The sequence below is a fragment of the Rhodobacter sp. P2_H5 genome, from assembly GCF_056403335.1.
The window spans coordinates 165,278-188,405 of record NZ_JBFUFS010000006.1 but is presented as its reverse complement, the minus strand read 5'-3'; the positions used below and the strand labels follow the sequence as shown (position 1 = coordinate 188,405).

Here is a 23,128-nt window from a genome sequence, read left to right as displayed (position 1 = left end):
TGCATTTGGACCGTCAAAATGCTTTTATCCTGCCACGAGCAACAATTCCGCCGCGCTCCTAACCAACCAAGCGGCCGAAGAATCAAAACGGAGATCAAGATGAAAAAAATCGCTCTCGCCGCCGCGCTGTCGCTGGCCGCTTCCACCGCTTTCGCTGGTGGCATGGCTCAGCCGGTCGTCGAACCCGCACCGGTCGTCGCCGAAACCCACACCAACTCGTCCTCGGGCGGTGGTTACCTGGTTCCGCTGCTGCTGCTGATCGTTGTGGCTGCTGCTGTCGCCAGCAACTAAGATCGCGCCTTCGGCCGCGTATCGCGAATTTGCAAAAGGACGGCAGATTTCTGCCGTCCTTTTCATTTGAAATCCCGCGGACAGACCCCAGACTTGGGTCCGAGACTCGGGCCCCAGACTCGGAACCTGGCCTAGACGATCCAGCCGCCCAGATTCTCGCGAATCACTGCCGTCAAAGCCGTGATATGATCGGGCTCGGCGTTCAGGCAGGGGATATAGGTGAAGCTTTCGCCGCCGGCATGCAGGAAGGCTTCGCGAATCTCGCCCTGAATCTCCTCCAGCGTTTCGATGCAATCGGCCGAGAAGGCCGGCGCCATCACCGCGATCCGCTTCTTGCCCGCCTTGGCGAGTTCCGCCACATGTTCGACCGTATAGGGCTTCAGCCACTCTTCCCGGCCAAAGACCGACTGAAAACTGACGTCGATCGCGCCCTTCTCCCAGCCAAGTGATTCTCGCAACAGCCGTGTGGTTTTCATGCACTGGCAATGGTAGGGGTCGCCCTCCATCAAATAGCGCTTCGGCATGCCATGATAGCTGGTCACCAGCACATCGGGCCGGTGGTCGAGCTTGGCATAGGCCGTGGCAACCGACTGGGCCAGCGCGGCAATATACTGCGGATGGTCGAAATACTCCGCCACCGTACGCACCGCCGGCTGACGCTTTTCGCGGCCCAAGGCCTTGAAAAACGCATCATTTGCCGTGGCAGAGGTTGCCCCGGCATAGTGCGGATAAAGCGGGAAAAACAGGATCTTCTCGCAGCCCGCCTCCACCATGGCCCGCACCTTGGACGGGGTCGAGGGGTTGCCATAGCGCATGCAGAAATCAACCATCACCCGGTCGCCGTACAGCGCGGCCAGGCTCTCGCGGATCGCGGCGGTCTGTTGTTTCGTGATGGTCAGCAGCGGGCTTTCGTTCAGCTCGTGGTTCCAGATCGACTTGTAATTCGCCCCCGAGCGCGACGGCCGGATCGTCAGGATGATGCCCTGCAGAATCGGCTGCCACTTCCAGTCCGGGATATCGACGACGCGCTTGTCAGACAGAAACTCGTTCAGGTAGCGCCGCATCGACCAATAATCATAGCCGTCCGGCGTGCCCAGATTGGCCAGCAGGACCCCGATCTTGGCCACCTTCACCTTGGGGTGGTCGGCAGGGGCGTGCGCGAGGCGGCCGGTTCCGGGGCTGACGTCAGACATGCAGGTCTCCTTCATTGCTGGGGCAGAGATAGACGTTACGCCCCCCATGTCAAAGCGGATCACGCGGCAGGCGCAATTCCGGCACCGCCAGCGCATCCGCAAGTCGCGCCTTGGCCGATCCGGGGCGCAGCGCCTTGGGCTGGCTGTCATGCGGGGCCCAGCCGGTCAGGACCACAATCTCGAACGTCGCGGGAATCCGCCCATCCGGCCCGCCGAAACTGTCCTGATAGATCTCCGCCGCGCGTTTGAAGACGGCGCGGCGCGTCGGCCGGCGCAGCCGCTCGGCCAGGGCATTGCCCTCCCCCATCGCGCGCAGATCGCGCATCAGGTGATACGCATCGCGGTAGCGCACCTCGGTCGAGAAGCTGTCGGCCACCGGCAAGGCAAACCCGGCCCGTTGCAGCAGCGCCCCCAGGTCGCGAATCTCGCCCATCGGCAGGATGCGCGGCGACAATCCGCCGGTCACCTCCGCCTCGGCCTGGCCCAGACAGGCGCGCAACTCGTGCAGGGTCTGGCCTGCAAACAGCAGCCCGACGAACCAGCCATCCGGTTGCAAGGCCCGGCGGCACTGCACCAGCTGCCCGACGAGGTCATTGGCCCAATGCAGCGTCAGCGCGTTGATCACGATGTCATGCGCATTCGGCTCCGCCGCCAGCACCTCATCATCGGCAATCGTCGGCATATCCGGCCAGATTTGCGGGAATCCGGTCACGGCGAGGGGTGATGTAAAGGTTCTGTTAACCTCCTTCAGCCTCTCCTGCACTTCATCGCGGGCGAGGTCCTGCAGGAACAGGGCGGTGGCACGCTGGCGATGGCGCAAAAGCGTGCGGCGGTTGGTCAGGGGGGGCGGTGTCTGCATGGCGCGGACCATAGGAGGGCGGGATGGGAATGCAAGCCTTGCTGCACATGATCTACCCGCCGCAATGCATCAGCTGTGGGGCGCGGGTGACCAGCGACTTCGGCCTCTGCGGCCCGTGCTGGGCCGAGACGCCCTTCATCACCGGCCTCGTCTGCCAGCACTGCGGCGTGCCCCTTCCGGGCGAGGACCGGCAGGAGGATGTGCTCTGCGACGACTGTCTTGCCATCGCGCGGCCGTGGACGGCGGGGCGGGCGGCGCTTTTGTACCGCGACAACGCGAGGAAACTGGTGCTGGCCTTGAAACACGGCGACCGGCTCGACCTGTCGCGCCCGGCAGCGCAGTGGATGTACCGCGCCGTCGCCCCGATTCTGGTGCCGAACATGCTGGTGGCGCCGATCCCGCTGCACTGGATGCGGCTGATCAAGCGGCGCTACAATCAGGCGGCGCTCTTGTCGGCCCGGGTTGCCAAACTCGCCAAGCTGGAGCATTGCCCCGACCTTCTGCGCCGCCGGCACAATACTGGCTCGCAAGACGGGCTCGGCCGCGACGCGCGCTTTGCCAATATGTCGGCGGCCCTGACCCTGCACCCCAAACGTGAGGCACGGGTGGAGGGGCGGCATGTCCTTCTGGTTGATGACGTGATGACTTCGGGGGCGACGTTGGCTGCCGGGGCCGAGGCCTGCATTGCAGCCGGCGCAATCGGGGTTTCCGTTCTGGTCATGGCACGCGTTGCGAAGGATGACTAGTTAGGTATAGTGCCCCTGCATCCGAGGATGCGCCCAAGGAAAACCGCCATGAAACCCGTCGAAATCTACACCACGCCGACCTGCCCCTATTGCACCGCGGCCAAGCGCCTGCTGACCAAGAAGGGCGCCGCCTTCACCGAGATTGACGTCAGCCGCGACCCTGACAAGCGGGCCGCGATGATGCGCCGCGCCAACGGCGGCCGCACCGTGCCGCAAATCTTCATCGGCGGCACCCATGTCGGCGGCTGCGACGACCTGCACGAGCTGGACCACGAGGGGCGGCTCGACCCGCTTCTGGCCTGAGCCCTTGCGCGCCGCCCTTGTCCAGCTGACCGTGACCGACGACCCGGCGCAGAACCTCGCCAGGACCTTGGCCTATATCCAGCAGGCCAAGGCCGGCGGCGCTGACTTTGTTCTGACGCCGGAATGCAGCAATGGCCTCTGGTCAAATCGCACCGCCCAACGCGCGCTTTTGCGCCTGGAAGCGGATGACGAAACCCTCGCCGCCCTGCGCGCGGAGGCGGCGAAACTTGGCATCTGGCTGCTGATCGGCTCGCTCGCCCTGCTGACCGAGGATGCGGATGGCCGTTTCGCCAACCGGTCTTTCCTGATCGCCCCCGATGGCAGCATCGCCGCGCGTTACGACAAGATCCACATGTTCGACGTCAACGTCTCGGAAACCGAGATTTATCGCGAATCGTCTGGCTTCCGGCCCGGCACGCAGGCGGTTGTGGTGGAAACCCCCTTCGCCCCCGTGGGCATGACCGTCTGCTATGACGTCCGCTTCCCCCATCTCTACCGCCGCCTGGCCCAAGGTGGCGCCCGCATCCTGACGGTGCCCGCCGCCTTCAACCACCTGACCGGTGCGGCGCATTGGGAAACTTTGCTGCGCGCCCGCGCCATCGAAAGCGGCGCCTTCGTCCTCGCCCCGGCGCAGACCGGCTTTCATGCCGAGGCCAACGGCAAGGGGCGCCGCACCCATGGCCACAGCCTGGCCATCGCCCCCTGGGGCGAGATCCTCGCCGATGCCGGAACCGAACCCGGCGTGACGCTGGTCGACCTCGACCTCGCCCGCGTGGACGAGGCGCGCCGCCGGGTGCCCTCGCTCACGCATGACCGGCCCTTTGACGGGCCATGAGCGACAAGGCCGAGAATGAGCGCACCGAAGACCTCGCGGTCTCGCTGTTTGGCGAGCTGTTGACGGCGGATCAGCTGGCGCGCAACCGCATCTCCAAGGTACTGCCCAAGGGGATGGAGCTGTCGCATTTCTCGGTGCTGAACCACCTCGCCCGCCTGCAGGAGGAACGCACTCCCGCTCAGCTGGCCAAGGCTTTCCACGTCACGCGCGGGGCGATGACCAACACGCTGTCCAAGCTGGAATGGGCCGGCCATGTCCATATTCGCCCCGATTGGGACGATGCGCGCCAGAAGCTTGTGGCGATCAGCCCCGCCGGAAAGGCGGCACGCGATGCCGCCGTCCATTCGGTGGCGCCCTTGATCGCCGATGTGGTCAAGGCGCTTGGCGTCGACCGGGTCCGCGCCGTCCTGCCGGTCTTGCGCGAATTGCGCATCCGGCTGGAGGAAAGCGACTAGACTTACTGCGTGATCCGCGAGACCGAGCGCGTCGTGCCCAAAAGGTCGCTGACGATGCCCAGGATGGTGCGGGTGTTGACCAGCGCGCTTTGGGTGACCAGCACCAGGTCGCGGTCCTCGATCTTGAACTCGCCCGCGCTGAACAGCCCGTCAGCCGAGGTCATGTCGAAGGCGAAGATCATCCGGTTCTTCGGCGGCCCGCGCTGCACGTCGCTGCGCACCATCGAGTCGGGGTAGTTGCGCAGGATCAGCACACCCTTGGGGTTCGCCGTGCTGGCATTCAGGCCGCCGATGATCGACAGCGCATCCAGCGTCGTGATGTTGTCGCGCGGGAAGTTGAACAGGGCCTCTTTGCCCGCCGCCCCCAGCGACAGGAAATAGCGGTCCTCGGGCTGGATGAATATCTTGTCGCCGCCGCGCAGGGTGGTGTCCAGCTCGGGATGGGTCAGGAGCGTGTCGGCCGCAATCCGGTAGACCCTGCCGCCGCGTGTCAGACTCAGCTGCGGGTTCACCATGCCGACCGGAACGCCACCGGCCTGCGCCAGAATCGAGGACACCGTGGTGCTGCGGTCGATCAGCGGGAAGCTGCCGTTGTTGGCCAGCCCCGACAGGACCTCGACCGAGTTGTTGACGCCCGACGCATAGTTCAGCTGCACCTGGGCCGAGGGGATGATCGCCAGAAGCTTGGTCTGGATCGCCTTGCGCGCCTGTTCCGGCGTCATGCGGGCAACATAGACCTCATCGACATAGGGCAAGAAGATCGTGCCCGAGGTCGAGACCTTGAGGTCGGGCAGCTGGATCACCTTCTGCGCCGGCTGGCTCAACAGCGAGGATTCGTCATTGTCCCAGACCGCCAGGCTCAGCTTGTCGCCAGGCTGGATCTGCGGGTCGCTGCCGGTGCGCTGATGGCCGATCCAGCCCGGATTGGCGCGCGGATGGCTGTCGGGCCAGGTGCGGAGCATCGACAGCGTGGCACGCGACACGATCTGCACGGCGAAGGTCGCATCGGCGCGGTCAACGCCGGCGGTGACTTGCTGCACATTCGCCACATCCTGCGGCGGGGTGCAGGCCGCCAGGAGAAGGATCAGAGCCAGTACGGGGCCGAAGGGCCTTGCGATTGCAGGCATGCGGGACTCCTTGATCCGGCCCGCATGGGCTGGACTTGAATGAGCCGCAGTACATACTGTCCCTTCTCGGCGGGTCAACCGGAATGGCAACGGCGCCCATAAACCTTTGGGGATAAGTTCGTGGCAGACCTTGAAAAATCGCAATGCTGCACCGTGGTGACCGGTGCGGCGGGTCGGGTCGGTCGCGCCTTGCGGGCGGTGCTGGGCGGTCACGCGGCGGGGGGGCCGATCCTCTGGTCGGCGCGCAGGCCCGGTCAAGGCATTGATCTTGTTTGGGATATCGGCACCGACCCGCCACCCGCACTGCCTGAAGGCTGTGTCATCCTGCATCTTGCCGGCCAAACCCGCGGCGATGCCGCCGCATTGGCGGAAAATTGCCGTAGTGCCCAGTTCTTGGGCAAAGCGGCGCAAATCGCGCAGGCGCGGCATGTTTTCCTGATGTCTTCGGTGGCGGTTTACCGCCCCGAACCCACCCCGATCCCCGAGGATCGCCCCCCCGATCCGATCAGCCCCTATGGCCAGGCCAAGCTTCTGGCGGAACGCGCCCTCCAGGCCGAGGTGCCCGCAGATCGCCTGACCCTCCTGCGCCTCGGCAATCTCGCCGGGGCCGACGCGCTTCTGACCGCCGCGCGCGCCGGCCCCGTGGTGCTTGACCCGATCGCAGGCCGCAGGGGCGGGCCCGAACGGTCCTACATCGGGCCGCAAAGCCTGGCCCGCACGCTGGAGGCGCTGATCGCCGCCGCCCGGCTTGGCGCGCCCTTGCCCGCGATCCTCAACCTGGCCCAACCCCCCGCCCTCGCCATGGCCGATCTTCTGACCGCCGCCGCGGCCGACTGGCGGTTCGGCCCGCCACGCGCCGCAGCCCTCCCGATTGTTGCCGTTTCGGTCGCCCGCCTGGCCGCTTTGGTTGACTTGCCCGCCGCCACGGCCGAAGGCATGATCGCCGAATTGGACTCACTCAAATCCGTTTGGCCCTGAAACGTGAACCCCTGAGACTCGCGGAGCCCCATGACCTTTGGCAAACGTCTAGCGGATATCGTCCTGGCCCTCTGCCTGATGGCTGTCCTGGCGCTGCCCTTCGGACTGCTGCTCCTCTGGCTTTGGTGGCGTGAAGGGCGGCCCCTGTTCTACGTGTCCGAACGGATGCGGGCGCCGGGACGTCCCTTCCGCCTGTGGAAACTGCGCACGATGAGCGTGGTGCCCCCCGAACAGGGCGTGTCGGGCGGCAACAAAAGGTCGCGCATCACGGCCACCGGGGCCTTCCTGCGGCGCTGCCGTCTGGATGAGGTGCCGCAGCTCTGGAACGTGCTGAAGGGCGACATGAGCTTTGTCGGCCCGCGCCCGCCCCTGCGGCTTTACGTCGAGCGCCACCCCGAGATCTATGCCCGGGTGCTGCGCAACCGGCCGGGAATCACCGGCCTCGCCACGCTGGTCTTTCACCGCCACGAGGAAAGATTGCTGGCCGCCTGTCACACTTCTGAAGAAACTGATACCGTATATTCACGGCGTTGCGTGCCCCGCAAAGCCCGGATCGACCTGATTTACCAAGAGCATCGCAATTTGATCTATGACTTCCGCCTGATGGCCCAGACCCTTGCCCGCGCCTTAAATATGAACAATTGAACGTAAATTGGCCTGCAGTTTATGGCGAAATGCTTGATCGCTAGGCGTCGCAGGCTTACCCTGAAGCCATTGGCACAGGCCGTGCTGCAAAGTCCGGTCCGGTCTTTGGCGACTGAACGCCAAATTTGCAAAGGCACAGCCTACCCAGATGTCGGAAATTAGAACGCGCCTTTTCTCTACGGTGGATCGCCTGAACCGCGTCCACAAACGCTTCGTATTTCTTCTGATCGACGTGGTGATCGCCCCCCTGGCGCTCCTCGCGACCGTGATGCTGTTGACCTCTTCTCTGTTTCCTCAGAACTCCGTTGTCCGCATGTCGGAGGTGTTTTTCTGGCTCCCGATCGCGGCGGCGCTGATCTCGCTGGTGCTCGGCATTCCAAACATCCGGCTCAAAGCCTATGAATCGCTCGCCGTGCTGCGGACGGCGGCCTTTTCGGGCCTTCTGGTGCTGGCGCTGTGGTTCATCTGCCGGGCGTCAGGGCAGGGATTTGCGGCGGTGGGCTACAGCCTGTTCGGGCTTTTGTTCTTCCTCGGCTCGGTCGGGGTCCGGCTGGCCATGCTCAACTTCTACCTTCTGGTGCTGCGCTGGGGGCAAAGGCGCTGGCGCGTGCTGATCTATGGCGCGGGCACCACCGGCACCCAACTGGCCGCCGCGCTGAAATCGCACGATTCCATCGTCGTCGTGGCCTTCATGGACGACAATGAAAGCCTGCATTCGATGACCGTGGCGGGCTTGCGGGTTCTGGCCCCGAGCCGGATCGAACAGATCGTCCGCGACAAGGAGATTGACCGCGTTCTGCTCGCCATGCCCTCGGCCTCGGCGCCCAAGCAGATGCAGATCGCCCGCCGCCTGCAGTCGCTGGGGGTGGATGTGCTGGCCCTGCCCTCTTTTGCGCAGCTGGTGGGGGCAGAGGCGCTGGTCGACAATCTGGCTCCGGTGACGGCCGACCAGTTCCTGGGCCGCCAATCGGTCGAAGACAAGGTGACCGATGGTGTCGCGGCCTATGCCGGACGCTCGATTCTGGTGACCGGGGCCGGCGGCTCGATCGGCTCCGAACTCTGCCGCCAGCTGTTGACCTTCGGGCCGAAGCGCCTGGTCCTGTTCGAGATGAGCGAACTTGCCCTCTACGAGATTGACCGAGAACTGCGCGCCCGCGCCGATCTGGGTGCCACGGTGATCGTGCCGGTGCTGGGCTCGGTGACCGATTCGCGCGCCACCCGCTCCGCCATGTCGGATCACGAGGTCGAGGTCGTCATCCACGCCGCCGCCTACAAACATGTGCCCCTGGTCGAGGCCAACCCCGTCGCGGGCATGGCCAATAACGTGCTGGGCACCCGGACCCTGGCCGACGCCGCCGAAGAAGCGGGGGTTGAACGCTTCATCCTGATCTCCACCGACAAGGCGGTGCGGCCGACCAATGTGATGGGCGCCTCCAAGCGCCTGGCCGAGATGGTCGTGCAGGATCTGGCGAAACGCTCGCGCAAGACGGTGTTTTCGATGGTCCGCTTCGGCAATGTGCTGGGGTCGTCAGGGTCCGTGGTGCCTCTGTTCAAGGAACAGATCCTGCGCGGCGGCCCGATCACCCTGACCCATGAAGACGTCACCCGCTATTTCATGACCATCTCCGAGGCGGTGCATCTGGTCCTGCTGGCCGGCGGCTTTGCCTCCTCGGGCGTCTCCTCCAACGGTGATGTCTTCGTGCTCGACATGGGCAAGCCGATGCGAATCCGCGATCTGGCCGAACAGATGGTCCATGCCGCAGGCTACACCGTGCGCGACGAGACGCGGCCCGATGGCGATATCGAGATCAAGATGATCGGCCTGCGCCCCGGCGAGAAGATGCATGAAGAGCTGTTGATCGGCGCCGGCCTTCTGACCACGCCCCATGCCAAGATTCTGCGCGCCCATGAAAACAGCCTGACCGAGTTGGACATGGCCAAGGCCTTGCAGGCGCTGCGGATTGCGATGGCGACCGGCGACGCGATGGCCGCCCGCGCCGTGGCCGCATCCTATGTCGAGGGGTTTGGCGACCTCGCCGGGGCGTCCCAACAGGGCCTGGCCGAGCCGGTCTTCGCCAAGGGCGCGCTGCCGAACGGTTGAGGCGCGGGCAGCGTTGCTGCACTGCCGCAGACGCGGAAATTTGCAACAATCGGGTTTGTCTCTTCCCGGGCTTGTCCTAGAGTGACCTCGCTCATGAAAGGCCATTCACGTGACCCATCCGATGAAACGGTTCGCCTCACGCATCCTCGCGACGGTAGCATGCCTCACGCTCGCGGTGCCCAGCCACGCCGAGTTTCGGCCCGGGCTGAACCTGTCGGGCCAGACCGGCATCATCGACATGCCCTCGGGCGAGCAGCTGCCGGATGGCTATCTGACCATCGACCACTCGAAATTCGGCCCGATCCTGCGGAACTCCCTGCGGTTCCAGATCACGCCGCGCCTGTCGGGCACCTTCCGCTATATTGGCATCCATCAGTGGAACAACAACTTCTGCCCCCCCGATTGTGATGGGGCGAACGGGTTTTCGACCTATTACGACCGCAACTTCGACCTCAGCTACCAGATCCTGAAAGAGGGCCGCTATGTGCCCGCCATCAGCATCGGCCTGCAGGATTTCGTCGGCACCGGGCTTTCGTCGGCCGAATATATCGCCGCGACCAAGAACGTCAGCCCGCGGCTCAAGGTCACCGGCGGCATCGGCTTCGGACGTCTCGGCAGCTACGGCTCCTTTGGCCAGCCCTTCGGCTCGCGTGCCAAGATCGACATCGGCACCGGCGGCAATTTCAACGCCAAGCAATGGTTCCGCGGCAATGCCGCAGCCTTCGGCGGGGTCGAGTATCAGCTGAGCGACAAGCTGGTGCTGAAGGCCGAATATTCCTCGGACGCCTATACCGAAGAGGCCAAGCGCCGCGGCGCCTTCAAGCACAGCAGCCCCTTCAACTTCGGTGTGGAATATCGCCCCAACTCGGCGTTCAGCGTCGGCGGCTATTACATGTACGGCAGCGAGGTTGGCATCAACCTCACCCTCTTCCTCAACCCCGACCAGCGTCCCGGCGGCGGCATCGGCGGCACGGCACCCGAGCCGCTTCTGCCGCGCCCCTCGCGCGCCAGCGACCCGATCGCCTGGTCCACCGACTGGACCCAGCAATCCGACGTCAAACAGGTCCTGCTGGAGAGCCTGAACAACAACCTGGAACGGACCGGCATCACCGTCGAATCCCTCGGTGTGACCGCGACCCGGGCCCAGGTCCGCTTCTACAACTCCACCTATGATGCGACGGCCCAGGCCGTTGGCCGCATGGCCCGCGCGATGAGCCAGGTGATGCCCGCCTCGGTCGAGATGTTTGAACTCGTGCCGATGGATCATGGCGTTCCCGGCGCCAAGATCGTCATCCGCCGCCTTGACCTCGAAGAGCTGGAATTCGCCCCCGAGGCCGGCCCCGACCTGCGCGTGCGCACCGACATCTATGACGGCGGCCCGCCGATGGCGGATTCGTACCGCAACCCCAAGGCCTATCCGCGGCTCACCTGGTCGATCCTGCCCTTCGTGCGGACCTATGTCTTCAACCCGCGCAACCCGCTGCAGGCGAGCTATGGCCTGCGCGCGTCAACCCAATATCAGATTTCGCCCGGCTTCATCCTGTCCGGCTCGGTGACGGCACTGTCGCTCAAGGGCATCGACGAGAATGTCGGCAAAAGCTCCAGCCGCCTGCATCACGTCCGCAGCGATTCCGTGCTTTATGCGACCAAGGGCAACCCCGACCTCGAGTCTTTGACCGCCGCCTGGTACACCAACCTCGCGCCGGCGGTCTATGGCCGGGTTACGGCGGGATATCTCGAACAGATGTTCGGCGGCATTTCGACCGAGGTGCTCTGGCGTCCGGAGGCCCGCAACTGGGCCCTGGGGGTCGAGGCGAACTATGTCGCACAGCGCAACACCGATGGCGGGCTGGGCTTTGACCAGTACGACTACCGCGTCGCGACCGGCCATGTCTCGGGCTACTACGACTTCCAGAACGGCTATCACATGCAGGTCGATGTCGGCCGCTATCTGGCGGGCGATTTCGGCGCCACGCTGACCCTGACCCGCGTCTTTGAGAATGGCTGGCAGGTCGGCGCCTTTGCGACCAAGACCAATGTCTCGGCCAAGGATTTCGGCGAAGGTTCGTTCGACAAGGGGATCCTCCTGTCGATCCCGCTGTCCTGGTTCATGGGCAAGCCGACCCGGACGGTGCGTTCGCTGGTGATCCGGCCGGTGGGCCGCGACGGCGGTGCGCGCCTTTATGTCAACGATCGTCTCTATGACGTCTTGCACAGCTACGATCAAACCAAGCTGGATGCTCAATGGGCGCGGGTCTGGAAATGAAAATGCGGTCCTTCTCCCTTCTCGGCCTTCTGTGTCTCTGCCTGCCGCTGCTGGCCGCCTGCGGCAATGGCGACGAGGCGCTGGACGCCCGCAATTCGCTCAATGCGGGCAAGGGCCTGTTCAGCGTGGTGCTGGCGGGCAAGGGCAAGCCGGTTCCGGTGCTGACCAACCTCGATCCCGCGATCGGCACGCCTGTGCGCACCGCGCTGGAGCAAAGCGGCCTGCCGGCGATTGCGGTCGGCCTGCCGGGGCGCGGCTATCTCAGCTTCATGGGCATCTATGGCCAGAACGGTCCGGTGACCACCTGGGTCAGCCAGACCTACGAGACGGTCTCGCTGCGCGACGGCATTCTGGTCGCCACGCGCGGCTTCGGCCCCGATCTGATGACGGCGGTCGCCCCCGAACTGTCGCAGGTCAGCCGCGCCTCGGGCAGCTTCCACCGCATTTATTACTACCTCGACGGTGCCGATCAGACGGTCAGCACCGATTACGACTGCGACTTCGCCGCGGCGGGCAAGGAAACCATCACCGTTCTGGGCAAGGCCTATGTGACGCGCAAGGTGACCGAATCGTGCGACGGCCCGCACAAACCCTTCGAGAACGCCTATTGGTTCGACGGAAGCGGAAGATTGCGGCAATCGGCCCAAAGAATGACCCCGGACCTGTCGCTGATGACGCTGCAACGTGTCATTGACTGACTTGTCCAGAAAGGTCTTATCAGCTCGACGAAATCGTGATAGAAAAACACCATCCCCCATGTATTGGAGAGAAGTCATGAAGAAGATTGCCGCATTGGCCCTGAGCCTTGCATTTGTTGCCTCGGTTGCTGGCGCCCAGACCGCCCCGGTGAAGCCGAAGCCCGCGCCGGGCCCGACCGTTGTGGCCGGCGGCATTACCGCTACCACCGTTGGTCTCGCGCTGATCCCGCTGGCCCTGCTGGCCGCGCTCAACGGGGGCAGCAGCAGCAGCTCGTCCTCGACCACGAACTGAGGCAAGCCGCTCAGGCCTGTTGAATTCTAGATTACGGGCGCGCTGTTTGGCGTGCCCGTAGTGATTCGTATTGTGTCAAGACCGCCGGAGGATTGGGGTTTGCGACGACTGCCGCTTTCGCCCCAGTATATCGCCGCGGCATTGCGCCTCTACCGCCGCTCCGAACAGGCCGAGCTGGGGCTGATTTCGGCGGGCGTCGCCTTCTTCGGCTTTCTGGCGATCTTTCCCGCCGCCGCCGCCGTGATTGCGGTCTGGGGCACGGTCTATGACCCTTCGGTCATCCAGACCCAGGTCGACCTCCTCAAAGGTTTTCTGCCGCCCGACGCCTTGAGCCTGGTGCGGACCCAGGTCCAGGGCCTTCTGGCCGTGCGCGGGCCGCAGCTCGGCTGGGCCACCATCCTGTCCACGCTCTTTGCCCTCTGGTCGGCGCGGGCCGGGGTGGCGGCCTTGATCCGCGGGCTGAACGCGATTCACCAGCTGCCCAACCGGCCCGGCGGCCACCACCAGCTGCGCGCGATGCTGCTGACCCTGGCGCTGATGGGGCTGGCGCTGGCGGCGATGCTGGTCACCGTGGTTGCCCCCCTGATCATCGGGCTTCTGCCGATGCCGGGCGACGATGCCGCGGTGCTGCACCGCGCCAACCTGGCGCTGGGGGTGATCCTGGTCGTCGTCTCGGTCGGGATCGCCTATCGCTACGGCCCCAACTTCGGCCAGCGCCGCCCGCCGTTCTTCAGCTGGGGGCTTCTGGTCGCGGTGGTTCTGTGGGCGCTGGCGGCGCGCGGCTTCATGCTCTACCTCGCGAATTTCCCGTCCTACAACCGGGTTTACGGGTCGATCGGCGCCGTGGTCGTGCTGCAGATGTGGCTTTACGTCAGCGCCTATTCGGTGCTGCTGGGCGCCGCGGTCGATGCCGAACGGCACCGCCGCAAGTAGCCCTCAGTAATCCTTCTGCAGGAAGACCCCCGCGCCCGTCGCCCCGTCCGAGGTGACATGCGCCTTCAGCGTCACGTTGCGCCCCACATCGTAGTTGAGGCTGATCGTGCTTTTCCCAGTCTGGTCCACCGTGACCTCGCTATAGGTCTTGTCGCTGAAATACTTGCCTGCCGTCAGCGAGGCATTCCCCGTCGCATCCGCCTGCACGTCCAGATTGTCCAGCCCCGTCCCGCTGCGGATCTTGGCGAGGATCCCTTCGCCGCCACCGCCGGCCAGCGTCGCCACCGCCCCGGCCAGCTGGGCCGCCTGAAAGGCGCTGATATTCTCCAGCCCGCGGTTGAACAACAGCCGCGCGATCACCTCTTCCTGCGGCAACGAGGGCGAGGAGGTGAAGGTCACCGTCGGATCATTCGCCTCCCCCTCGATCACCACCTGCGAGGTCACGCCATCGCTCTCGACCGAGGCCACGACCCGGACATAGGGCACCAGGGCGCCCTGCAGCTGGATCTGCGCCTCGGTCAGCACCAGCCGCCGGCCAAGAATGTCCAACCGGCCGCGGATCAGGTTGAAGGCGCCCGAGGGCGTGATGTTGGTGGTCGAACCGCGCAGCACCAGACTGCCGCCCAGTTCGGCATCAAGCCCGCGGCCGCGGATGAACACCTGATTGGGCGCCGAAATCCTTATGTCCAGCCCATAGCCCCGGTTCGGCTTTGCCACGCCAACCGAGGTGCCAACCCCGGCCCGCGCCCGGGTCGCCTTGACGGCGGCAGGCTCGTGCAGATGCTTCAGCCCCGGCAGGTTGCCATCGGCCCCCGCCCCGGTCGAAGGGATGCGCAACTCGGTCTTGCCCAGCGCAATCGCCCCGGCAATCATCGCCCCGCCCATCGCCGGGCCCTTGAAGGTCACCGCGCCATTGACCGTGGTCTCGTAAAGCTCGGGGTTCTTCAGCACGACGCTGTTAAGCTGGATCGCCAGATCCGCCGTATAGGGCGCATCCAGCCCGATGCCGCCCTTGACCGACAGGTTGCCCCCGGTCGAGACCGCGCTGTTCACGTCGATCTGCGCCCGCCCGCCCGAAAGCCGCGCCGTCGCCGCCAGCTCCTGCAGGGCAAAGTTCTGCGACGGGTCGGCCAGCCGCCCGCCCGTGATGGTCACCGGACCGCTCAGCGACGACAGCGCCAGCGGCCCGTTCAGCCGCAAATCGAACCGCATCGCCCCGTCAATCGAGCGCGGCCCGATGAAGGCATTGGCCAGCGAGGCCGAGGCGCTGCCAGCGATGCTCAGATCGGCGCGCGTGTAGTCGGCGGCGACCGTGCCCTTGATCTTGGCATCAAGCTGCCCCGGACCCTTGGCCGCGATATCCAGCGTGGTGCCGGCGGCGCCCTGCACCGCGGTCCCGGTCAGCGTCGCGGCACCGGGGAATTGCGGGTACAGAACCCCGACATTGGCCAGTTTGGCCGACAGCGTCAGGTTGCGGTTGGCGCCCTGCACCACGCCGATGATGCTGGCGCGCAGCTGCGCATTGCCGAGCTCCGCCTTGTCGATCTGCACGCCCTGCGGCGTCAGCGCCAGCTTCACCGAAACCGAGGAACTGCCGCGCAGCAGCGCATCGGCCTGCGCCTGCCCCAGCGCCAGATCGCTCGCCTTCACATCCAGCGTCACCGCTCCGTTCGTCGTCGTGCCGGTCAGCGTCGCATCGCCCTCGACCGCACCGCGATAGCCCGCGCCCAGCACCGACAGGTCAGGCAGCGACAACTTGGCCGCAAGGTCGTTCTGCGCGGCCGAGGCGGTGCCCGTGACCGCAATCACGCCCTGCGCCGTGGTGGCCTGCGCCTTCTGGATCGTGGCGACCTCATTGGCAAAAGTCGCCTCCAGCGCCAGATCGCTGGTGCCTTTCAGCATTGCATCCGCCTGCGGCTGGCCAATCGCCAGATCCTGCCCCTGCGCCAGCACCGAAAGCTGACCCGCCTTCATCGTGCCCGTGAAGCTGCCCTTGGCCGAAAGGCTGCCGTGATACTGCGGCCCAAGGGCTGCAAGATCGTTGAACTCCACCGTGCCCTTGAGGTCGCTGTTATCCCCCGTCAGCGTGCCCGACAGATCGACGGCCAGACTTTTCGCCTTCAGGCTCAGCGCGCGGATCACCGTCCCCGTCTCGTCCCGCTTGGCCGAGAGGTCAAGCGCACTTTGCCCCTCCAGCAGGTGATCCAGCTGCGCGATCCCCGCGCCAAGGCCCAGACCCTCCAGCGTGCCATCCACGTCAAAGGCGCCGCTTACCGGGCTGCCCTTGCCTTTCAGGTCGAACTGCACCGAACCCGTCAGGGGCCGCCCGGTCAGGCTGGCGAGCCGCGACAGGTCGTCATAATGGCCCTGTGCGGTGCCCTCCAGCTCGGCCAGGCCGCTGATATTGCCCTGGCTGGTGATCCGGTAGCCGGGTGCTGTCAGCGACAGGTCAGAAACTTGCAGCGCCGACTTGGCCTTGTCCCAGCTGAAACTTGCAGCCCCGGTCACGGTAGAGCCTAACGCCTTGGCCAGGCCAGGGTCACGCGGCAGCAGGGACAGCGCCGAAAAGCGCGCCGTGCCGTTGAACAGAAGGTCCTGCAACTGGCCCTCCGCCGTCAGCTGCAGCCGCCCGACCGCGACATTGCCGGTGTCGAACTGGTCGGCTGTCATGCCAAAGTTCCACAGATTGCTGACCGCCTTGTCATAGGCCAGCGTGAGGTCGGCATGGCCGACCCGGATCGGCAGATCCGAAACGACGGGCAGCGTCACCGGCCCGGTGGGCAGGCCAAGAACGCCGGTTAGATGCAGGTTCTCCGGCTGACCATCCGCGCCCAGCGCCATATTGCCCTGCAGTTTCAGCGCCTGCGCCTCCACCGCGAAATTGTCGATCGCGAGCGCGCCATCGGCGCCGCGCCGGCCCTTCAGCTGGATCGCGACATTGGGGCCGAAGAAGCTGGCATATTCCGGCAGGAAGACCGGCGTCGGATCGCCCGCGAGATCGGCGGTAAAGCTGCGGTTGCCCTCGGCATCGTCCTTCTGGGTCAGCTTGCCGGCAAGCCTTGTCTGCCCATCGGTCGACAGGTTCACCTCGGCGCCGAAATCCGACAAGGGACCCTTGCCCTCGATCGTCAGACTGGCCGCCGGAACGCCCGGCACATGCAGCAAGGTGCCAACAATCCCGCCCTCACCCTCCGAGGCGTCCAGCGACAGGGCCAGAACCTGCGTCGCATTGGCAAAGGAGGAGGAGAGCGTGACCTTGCCCTGCGGCCCGGTCCCGGTGCGCTCCAGCGCCACATGCAGCGTGCCCTCGCCCCCCGCGAGGTTGGCATCCGCCGCAAGGCTCGCCTCGACCGGCTGGCCCAGAACTGTCGGCCCGAGGATGATCTTCTTGGCCAGGATGCTCTTGATCGCGATCGACACCGGCAGATCCGGCAGGGCCCAGGGCTTGGCCTCGGCTGCAGGAATGGCACTGTCGGTCGAGCTGGCGGTGGGCAGGCGGTCGAGGTCGATCTCGCCCGCCGAAAGCTCGTTCACCGCGATCCGACCGGAGAACAGCGCGGCGCGGCTCCAGTCCAGCGTGACATCCTTCAAGGTCAGCCAGACCCCGGCATCATCGGCGATGGTCAGCTTGGTCAGGGTCGCCTGCGACGACAAGGCGCCCTGAAACCCCTCGATCGTGATGATCCGCCCGGCGCCGGACAGGTTGGTTTCCAGCCAGTTGGTGATGAAATCCTTGTCGGCCGCTTCATCGGCAAAGGCCGTGGCGGGCAGAAGGAACAGAAGGAACGCTACCAGAAACCGCATCAGAACGCCTGCCCCAAACCAACGTACAGCTGCACGCCCTGGCCCGTGTCGCCGTGAACCGGCATCGCCACATCCAGCCGGATCGGCCCGACCCCTGTGGCATAGCGCAGGCCCAGACCCGCGCCCGCCTGCCAGTTGTTGCCCGAAATCCCGCCGACGCCGACCGCGCCCGCATCCACGAAGCCCACCACGCCGATGTTGTCGGTCACCCGCACCCGCGCTTCAAGCGAGGTGGCAAGGAAGGTCGTCCCGCCAATGTCCAGGGGCGTGCCGTTGTCATCGACCGTCACCCCCAGCGACTGGTAGGGCTGGCCCCGCACCGTACCGCCGCCGCCCGAATAGAACAGATCCGTCCGCGGCGCCCCCAGCACCGAGGCGCCAAGGATCGCCCCGCCCTGCAACCTTGCGGCCAGAACCACGCCCTTCTTTTCGCCGACGCTTTTGTAAACCCGCCCGTCAAAGCCCAGCTTGATGCCATTGTCGGTCTGGCCAAAGCCGAAGAAGGGCTTGGCGCTGACGTCGATATAGAACAGACGCGTCGCGTCGGTCTTGCTGTCGCGGCGGTCCCAGGTCACGCCCATCGGCAGATCAAGGCTGCGGTACAGGAAATCCCCCGCCGCATCGGTGCCGTTGGAATAGTTGTAGGTCAGCGCGATATGGCTGGTCAGCTCTTCCGAGAAATAGTGCGTGAACCCGCCGCCCGTGGTGAAGGTGTCGGCGGAGAAATCGTCCTCGTCCTGGTGGCCGATATTGGCCAGAAGGTTCAGCGTGGTATCCGCCCCCGGCGTTGCCGGCCGGTCCAGCGTCACCCCCAAGGAGTAATCCAGCCCGCTTCCCGTGGTGCCGCCAATGTTGCTGACCGCCCCGGTGATCTGCAACCGCTCGCCACCGCCCAGAAGGTTGCGGTGCAGCCAGCTGCCGTTCAGGCTCAACCCGTCATCGGTCGCAACTTCGGCGCCAAAGGTGTAGCGGCGGCGCTTGGCCTCGACCAGATCCGCCGTCAGGCCCAGATAATCCGGCGGGGTGATCCCGGCATCTTCGGTCACCGTGACCGAGGAGAAGACGCCCGACCGCCGCAGCCGCTCCACCACGCGCTTTTCCTGCACCGGGTCAAAGCGTTCGCCCGTCGGCACGCCGGCAATCTTCTGCACCCGGTTCGGGCGGATGGTCTGCGCCCCGTTCACCTTCAGCGCACCAAAGCGCAGCACCGGCCCCGGCGCCAGCGCGACCCGCGCGCTGAGGGTAGAGGTCGCATGATCCGCCGTCAGATCCTGCGCCGCCACCTTGACCTTGGCATTGCCCTGACTGCGCCAGCCATCGACACCTGCCTGCACCGCGCCCTTGATCACCCCGGCCCCGGCGGGTTTGCCCACCGCAAAGGCCGGCGGCATCTCGGTCCGCGGCGCCAGGGGCGCCACCTGCGCCTGCGCGAAATTGAACACCGGGCCGGGATCGACCGTCACCGCAACCGTGCCAATCGTCGAAGGCGCGTTCAGCGGGGCGATGCTGGATGCCTCGCGCCCGTCGATCAGCACATGGATCACCGGGCCATAATGCCCCGTGGCGTAAAGCGCCGACAGAAGCCGGCCATATTCGGCCCGCGCATCGGCGAAAAGGTCCTGCGCGCTCCTGTCCTTGGCCGCCGCCGCCAGACCGGAGGCCGCGCGCAGCTCCTTGGTCAGCTTCGCGTCATTGCCCGCCACGGCGAATTGCACCGCATCAAAGGCCTGACCGGGCAGGGCCGCCGCAAGCCCTACCGCAAGCGCCGCAGCACCGACCAGAACCCGCCTGTGGATCGAAGCGCCCATAGTGACATGCGACCTTTCAATAAAGTGATTGGACTATCGCAGTCGTCACCACAAAGGGCAATGCAGCTGCGCGGCCTGCGGTTCCCTCGGCAGGTTAGCGCTGGAAATTCTTGCACGCCTATAAGACAAGACTGCAACACTTCAGGAGGCCGCCATGACCTATATCCCCGCAGACACCCGGTACGACCGGATGATCTACAACCGCTCGGGCCGCAGCGGGTTGAAACTCCCCGCCATTTCGCTCGGGCTCTGGCACAATTTCGGCCATGACACGCCGCACCAGACCAAACAGGCGATCCTGCGCACCGCCTTTGACCTTGGCATCACCCATTTCGACATCGCCAACAACTACGGCCCGCCCCCCGGCTCGGCCGAAACCGCCTTTGGCGAGATCATGCGCAACGATTTCAAGGGTCTGCGGGACGAGATGATCATCTCCTCCAAGGCGGGGTACCTCATGTGGCAGGGCCCCTACGGCGAATGGGGCAGCCGCAAGAACCTGATCGCGTCCTGTGATCAAAGCCTGAAACGCACCGGGCTCGACTATTTCGACATCTTCTATTCGCACCGCTTCGACCCCGAGACCCCCCTGGAAGAGACGATGGGCGCTCTGGATCAGATCGTCCGCTCCGGCAAGGCTTTGTACGTCGGGATTTCCAGCTACGGCGCCCAGCGCACCCGCGAGGCGGCGGCGATCCTGAAGGACCTCGGCACGCCCTGCGTCATCCACCAGCCCAGCTACAGCATCCTCAACCGCTGGATCGAGACCGAGGGCCTGCAAGACACGCTGGAAGAGCTTGGCATCGGCTCGATCGGTTTTGTGCCCTTGGCGCAGGGCATGTTGACCAACAAGTACCTCAAGGGCATCCCCGCCGGCAGCCGCGCCACCCAAGGCTCCAGCCTTGATGCCGGGCTTCTGACCGCAGGCACCGTGGCCAGCCTGAACAAGCTGAACGATCTGGCCCAGTCGCGCGGCCAGACCCTCGCCCAGATGGCCCTCGCCTGGGTCCTGCGCGACGGCAAGCTGACCTCGGCTCTGATCGGCGCGTCCAAGCCCGAACAGGTCGTGGACTGCGTCGGCGCCCTGCAGAACCTGACCTTCACCCCCGAGGAACTGGCCGAGATTGACCGGATCTCGCTGGAGAAAGACATCAACCTCTGGTCCAAGTCCTCGTCGGACTAGGCTCCTGTCCGGGTTAACGAAACCCTAACAGAATTTCGAAACCGGTTTGATATCAAATCCTTAAGCAGGATTGCACGCGTGCAATCCTGCCCCTTGCACGCCTATTTCCGGCTGGTCGTCACATAATTGACGGACAAATCCCGCGCCGAAAGGCTCCAGCTCCACCCGACCGGGTTGAAGACCATGCCCTTGCGGTCCAAAGGCGTCAGCCCCGCGCGGCGGATCAGGTCATAAAGCTCGTCCGGGGTGATGAACTTGGCCCAGTCATGCGTGCCCTTGGGCAACCACCGCATCACCCACTCCGCCCCGACAATCGCCATCATGAAGCTTTTCGCGTTCCGATTGAGGGTCGAACACAGCATGATCCCACCGGGTTTCAGCAGGGTCTGACAAGCGGTCAGATAGGCGAGCGGATCGCTGACATGCTCGACCACTTCCATGTTCAACACGACATCAAACCGCTCCCCGGCGGCGGCCAGATCCTCGGCCGTGGTGAAGCGGTAGTCGATGCTGAGGCCCGATTGCTCCGCATGAACCTGCGCCACCGGAATATTCCGCGGCGCCGCATCCGCCCCGACAACCTCAGCGCCAAGCCGCGCCATCGGTTCCGACAGGAGCCCGCCACCACAGCCAATGTCGAGGATCCGCAGCCCGGCAAAGGGCTTGGGCTGCGCCAGATCGCGGCCATATTCGGCGGCAATCTGGCTGGTGATATAATCCAGCCGGCAGGGATTCATCAGATGCAGCGGGCGGAATTTCCCGTTCGGATCCCACCATTCCGCCGCCATCGCCTCGAATTTCGCGACTTCACTCGGATCGATGGTGGTTTGCATGTCATACTTCCTTCAAAAACCGTGTGTCACAGGCCGCAGCACACGCTATATAGGCCGAGATGGATCACAGATCAGGCCCAAAACGCGCAAGCGACTATCTTTACCCGCCGGTTGAGCCCTTCGACCAGCGCATGATGGACATGGGCGACGGCCACCGCCTTTATGTCGAGCAATGCGGCAACCCCGATGGCGTGCCGGTCATCGTCCTGCACGGCGGCCCGGGCGGCGGCTGCAGCCCGGCGATGCGGCGCTATTTCGATCCGGCGCATTACCGTGTCGTCCTCTTCGACCAACGCGGCTGCGGCCGCTCGCGCCCGCATGCCAGCGTGGAGAACAACACCACCTGGCACCTCGTCGCCGATATCGAGGCGATCCGCGAGGCGCTGGGGGTCGAGAAGTTCATCGTCTTCGGCGGCAGCTGGGGCGCGGCCCTGGCCCTCATTTACGCCATCACCCATCCGACCCGCGTGGCCCACCTGACCCTGCGCGGCATCTTCCTGATGAGCCGGAGCGAGCTGGACTGGTTCTATGGCGGCGGCGCCGGCATGTTCTTTCCCGACCTCTGGGCCCGCTTCTTGGCCCCGATCCCGCCGGAAGAGCGCGGCGACCTGATCGGCGCCTATCACCGGCGGCTGTTCTCGGGCGATCTGGCCGAAGAGATCCGCCTTGGCCGGATCTGGTCGAACTGGGAAAACGCCCTCGCCTCGGTCAGCCATGACGGTTTCTGGGGCGAAGGCCCCGCCGACTATGCCCGTGCCTTTGCCCGGCTGGAGAACCACTACTTCCAGAACGCCGGCTTCCTGCCCTGTGACGGCTGGATCCTGCGCGAGCGCCACAAGATCGAGGGCATCGGCGTCACCATGGTCCAGGGCCGCCTCGACATGATCTGCCCGCCCGCCGCCGCGTGGCGGCTGACCCAAGGCTGGCCGGGGGCCGAGCTGCGGATGATCGCGCAGGCGGGCCACGCCCTCTCGGAGCCCGGCATATCCGAGGCGCTGGTTTCGGTGATGAACGGCCTGCGCGGCAGGACGTTCTAGGCGCCACCGCCCCGCGTCAGGAGCGTGGGCAGCGACAGGCCCAGCAGGATCACCGCCAGCGGCAGCGAGAAGAAGAAGCCGACATGGCCATATCCGACCGCCCCGGTCACGCCGCCCAGCAGGAAGGCCGAGACCAGCGTCGCCAGGATTCGCAGCTTGGCCCAATCCGGCCGCACCCCGCGCATCCGCAAAACGCCGCTGAAAATCGCCCGACCAAACTCGATCCCGATGTCGGTCACCATGCCCGAGGCATGGGTGGTGCGGATTCGCGCGTTGGAAATCTTGGTGATCGTCGCATTCTGCATCCCCATGATGAAACACAGACAGGCGAGCGAGAAGAGCCGGCCGACCTCACCCGTAAAGATCCCGCCCCACGAAAAGCACAGCATGAAGGCGCCCTGCAGCGCCAGCGGCAGGGCATATTGCTGGCGCAACAGGTGCTGGCGCGCCCAGTTGATCAGGATGGTGCTGAAGGCCGCGCCGCTGACGAAGGACCCGATTGCCAGCACGCTGACCAAGGCCACCGCGAAATCCAGCACCGCTACCCCGTCGGCGAGTTGCGAGATATAGCCCGTCATATGCGAGGTATATTTGCCAAGCGCAAAGAAGCCGCCCGCATTGGCTGCCCCGGCGATGGCTGCCAGAACGGTGGCCAGAACAAAGTCTCGCTTGCGCGACCGACGATGGCCCGACAGCGTCCGGGCCATGCGATGGCTTCGCAGGAAGACTCCGCTCTTTGCA

Annotated in this window: 21 protein-coding genes; 14 read left to right on the top strand and 7 right to left on the bottom strand. The window is 65.3% G+C overall.

Annotated features, from left to right (window positions below):
- Positions 1 to 99: 99 nt before the first annotated feature.
- Positions 100 to 291 carry a hypothetical protein gene (locus tag AC1DVR_RS10485; protein WP_478000508.1) on the top strand — a complete coding sequence of 64 codons (192 nt, stop codon included), beginning with the start codon at positions 100 to 102 and terminating at the stop codon, positions 289 to 291.
- A gap of 131 nt (positions 292 to 422) precedes the next feature.
- On the opposite strand, the gene hemH is transcribed toward AC1DVR_RS10485, so the two are convergent.
- Complete coding sequence (hemH, locus tag AC1DVR_RS10480; protein ID WP_478000507.1) at positions 423 to 1,484, bottom strand: ferrochelatase; 1,062 nt, start codon at positions 1,482 to 1,484, stop codon at positions 423 to 425.
- Positions 1,485 to 1,533: 49 nt separating this feature from the next.
- Positions 1,534 to 2,343 (bottom strand): methyltransferase domain-containing protein, encoded by an 810-nt coding sequence (locus AC1DVR_RS10475; protein ID WP_478000506.1) that lies wholly within the window; start codon positions 2,341 to 2,343, stop codon positions 1,534 to 1,536.
- A 23-nt stretch (positions 2,344 to 2,366) separates the two neighbouring features.
- On the opposite strand from AC1DVR_RS10475, the gene AC1DVR_RS10470 reads away from it, so the two are divergent.
- The 4 genes from AC1DVR_RS10470 to AC1DVR_RS10455 are packed head-to-tail and all read left to right on the top strand — an operon-like array spanning position 2,367 to position 4,682.
- Positions 2,367 to 3,089 carry a double zinc ribbon domain-containing protein gene (locus AC1DVR_RS10470; RefSeq protein WP_478000505.1) on the top strand — a complete coding sequence of 241 codons (723 nt, stop codon included), beginning with the start codon at positions 2,367 to 2,369 and terminating at the stop codon, positions 3,087 to 3,089.
- Between the two features lie 48 nt (positions 3,090 to 3,137).
- On the top strand, positions 3,138 to 3,392 hold the full coding sequence (gene grxC, locus AC1DVR_RS10465; RefSeq protein ID WP_478000504.1) for a glutaredoxin 3: 255 nt from the start codon (positions 3,138 to 3,140) through the stop codon (positions 3,390 to 3,392).
- A gap of 4 nt (positions 3,393 to 3,396) precedes the next feature.
- A complete protein-coding gene (locus tag AC1DVR_RS10460) occupies positions 3,397 to 4,227 on the top strand; it encodes a carbon-nitrogen hydrolase family protein (protein WP_478000666.1) in 831 nt (276 codons plus the stop codon).
- Entirely contained in the window at positions 4,224 to 4,682 is a 459-nt protein-coding gene (locus tag AC1DVR_RS10455; protein ID WP_478000503.1) for a MarR family winged helix-turn-helix transcriptional regulator, read from the top strand. Before AC1DVR_RS10460 ends, AC1DVR_RS10455 begins: the two co-directional genes overlap by 4 nt.
- A 2-nt stretch (positions 4,683 to 4,684) precedes the next feature.
- Here the strand turns inward: AC1DVR_RS10455 and AC1DVR_RS10450 are convergent, their stop codons facing one another.
- A complete protein-coding gene (locus tag AC1DVR_RS10450; RefSeq protein WP_478000502.1) occupies positions 4,685 to 5,809 on the bottom strand; it encodes a polysaccharide biosynthesis/export family protein in 1,125 nt (374 codons plus the stop codon).
- Between the two features lie 120 nt (positions 5,810 to 5,929).
- Here AC1DVR_RS10450 and AC1DVR_RS10445 point away from each other — a divergent pair, with 120 nt between their 5' ends.
- The 7 genes from AC1DVR_RS10445 (at position 5,930) to AC1DVR_RS10415 (ending at position 13,722) form a co-directional block, all read left to right on the top strand.
- Positions 5,930 to 6,787 carry an NAD-dependent epimerase/dehydratase family protein gene (locus AC1DVR_RS10445; RefSeq protein WP_478000501.1) on the top strand — a complete coding sequence of 286 codons (858 nt, stop codon included), beginning with the start codon at positions 5,930 to 5,932 and terminating at the stop codon, positions 6,785 to 6,787.
- 30 nt (positions 6,788 to 6,817) lie between these two features.
- Complete coding sequence (locus AC1DVR_RS10440) at positions 6,818 to 7,432, top strand: sugar transferase (RefSeq protein WP_478000500.1); 615 nt, start codon at positions 6,818 to 6,820, stop codon at positions 7,430 to 7,432.
- 148 nt (positions 7,433 to 7,580) lie between these two features.
- On the top strand, positions 7,581 to 9,533 hold the full coding sequence (locus AC1DVR_RS10435) for a polysaccharide biosynthesis protein (RefSeq protein ID WP_478000499.1): 1,953 nt from the start codon (positions 7,581 to 7,583) through the stop codon (positions 9,531 to 9,533).
- Between the two features lie 109 nt (positions 9,534 to 9,642).
- Positions 9,643 to 11,799, top strand: coding sequence for a YjbH domain-containing protein (locus tag AC1DVR_RS10430; protein ID WP_478000498.1), 2,157 nt, complete (start codon positions 9,643 to 9,645; stop codon positions 11,797 to 11,799).
- A 2-nt stretch (positions 11,800 to 11,801) separates the two neighbouring features.
- Positions 11,802 to 12,497 (top strand): YjbF family lipoprotein, encoded by a 696-nt coding sequence (locus AC1DVR_RS10425; protein WP_478000497.1) that lies wholly within the window; start codon positions 11,802 to 11,804, stop codon positions 12,495 to 12,497.
- Positions 12,498 to 12,573: 76 nt separating this feature from the next.
- On the top strand, positions 12,574 to 12,789 hold the full coding sequence (locus tag AC1DVR_RS10420; RefSeq protein WP_478000496.1) for a hypothetical protein: 216 nt from the start codon (positions 12,574 to 12,576) through the stop codon (positions 12,787 to 12,789).
- Positions 12,790 to 12,888: 99 nt separating this feature from the next.
- The gene (locus tag AC1DVR_RS10415; protein ID WP_478000495.1) at positions 12,889 to 13,722 is read left to right on the top strand and encodes a YihY/virulence factor BrkB family protein; all 834 of its coding nucleotides are present in this window, start codon (positions 12,889 to 12,891) and stop codon (positions 13,720 to 13,722) included.
- A gap of 3 nt (positions 13,723 to 13,725) precedes the next feature.
- Here the strand turns inward: AC1DVR_RS10415 and AC1DVR_RS10410 are convergent, their stop codons facing one another.
- Together AC1DVR_RS10410 and AC1DVR_RS10405 are read right to left on the bottom strand one after the other, a co-directional pair.
- Complete coding sequence (locus AC1DVR_RS10410; RefSeq protein WP_478000494.1) at positions 13,726 to 17,526, bottom strand: translocation/assembly module TamB domain-containing protein; 3,801 nt, start codon at positions 17,524 to 17,526, stop codon at positions 13,726 to 13,728.
- Positions 17,526 to 19,334, bottom strand: a complete 1,809-nt coding sequence (locus AC1DVR_RS10405) for an autotransporter assembly complex protein TamA (RefSeq protein ID WP_478000493.1) — start codon at positions 19,332 to 19,334, stop codon at positions 17,526 to 17,528. Before AC1DVR_RS10405 ends, AC1DVR_RS10410 begins: the two co-directional genes overlap by 1 nt.
- Positions 19,335 to 19,488: 154 nt before the next feature.
- Between AC1DVR_RS10405 and mgrA the strand changes: the two genes are divergently transcribed.
- Positions 19,489 to 20,517 (top strand): L-glyceraldehyde 3-phosphate reductase, encoded by a 1,029-nt coding sequence (mgrA, locus tag AC1DVR_RS10400; protein WP_478000492.1) that lies wholly within the window; start codon positions 19,489 to 19,491, stop codon positions 20,515 to 20,517.
- A gap of 101 nt (positions 20,518 to 20,618) precedes the next feature.
- Here the strand turns inward: mgrA and ubiG are convergent, their stop codons facing one another.
- Complete coding sequence (gene ubiG / locus AC1DVR_RS10395) at positions 20,619 to 21,350, bottom strand: bifunctional 2-polyprenyl-6-hydroxyphenol methylase/3-demethylubiquinol 3-O-methyltransferase UbiG (protein WP_478000491.1); 732 nt, start codon at positions 21,348 to 21,350, stop codon at positions 20,619 to 20,621.
- A gap of 59 nt (positions 21,351 to 21,409) precedes the next feature.
- Between ubiG and pip the strand changes: the two genes are divergently transcribed.
- Positions 21,410 to 22,387 (top strand): prolyl aminopeptidase, encoded by a 978-nt coding sequence (pip, locus tag AC1DVR_RS10390; RefSeq protein WP_478000490.1) that lies wholly within the window; start codon positions 21,410 to 21,412, stop codon positions 22,385 to 22,387.
- Here pip and AC1DVR_RS10385 read toward each other — a convergent pair.
- The gene (locus AC1DVR_RS10385) at positions 22,384 to 23,094 is read right to left on the bottom strand and encodes a YoaK family protein (protein WP_478000489.1); all 711 of its coding nucleotides are present in this window, start codon (positions 23,092 to 23,094) and stop codon (positions 22,384 to 22,386) included. The two genes, pip and AC1DVR_RS10385, sit on opposite strands and share 4 nt — an antisense overlap.
- Positions 23,095 to 23,128 lie beyond the last annotated feature (34 nt).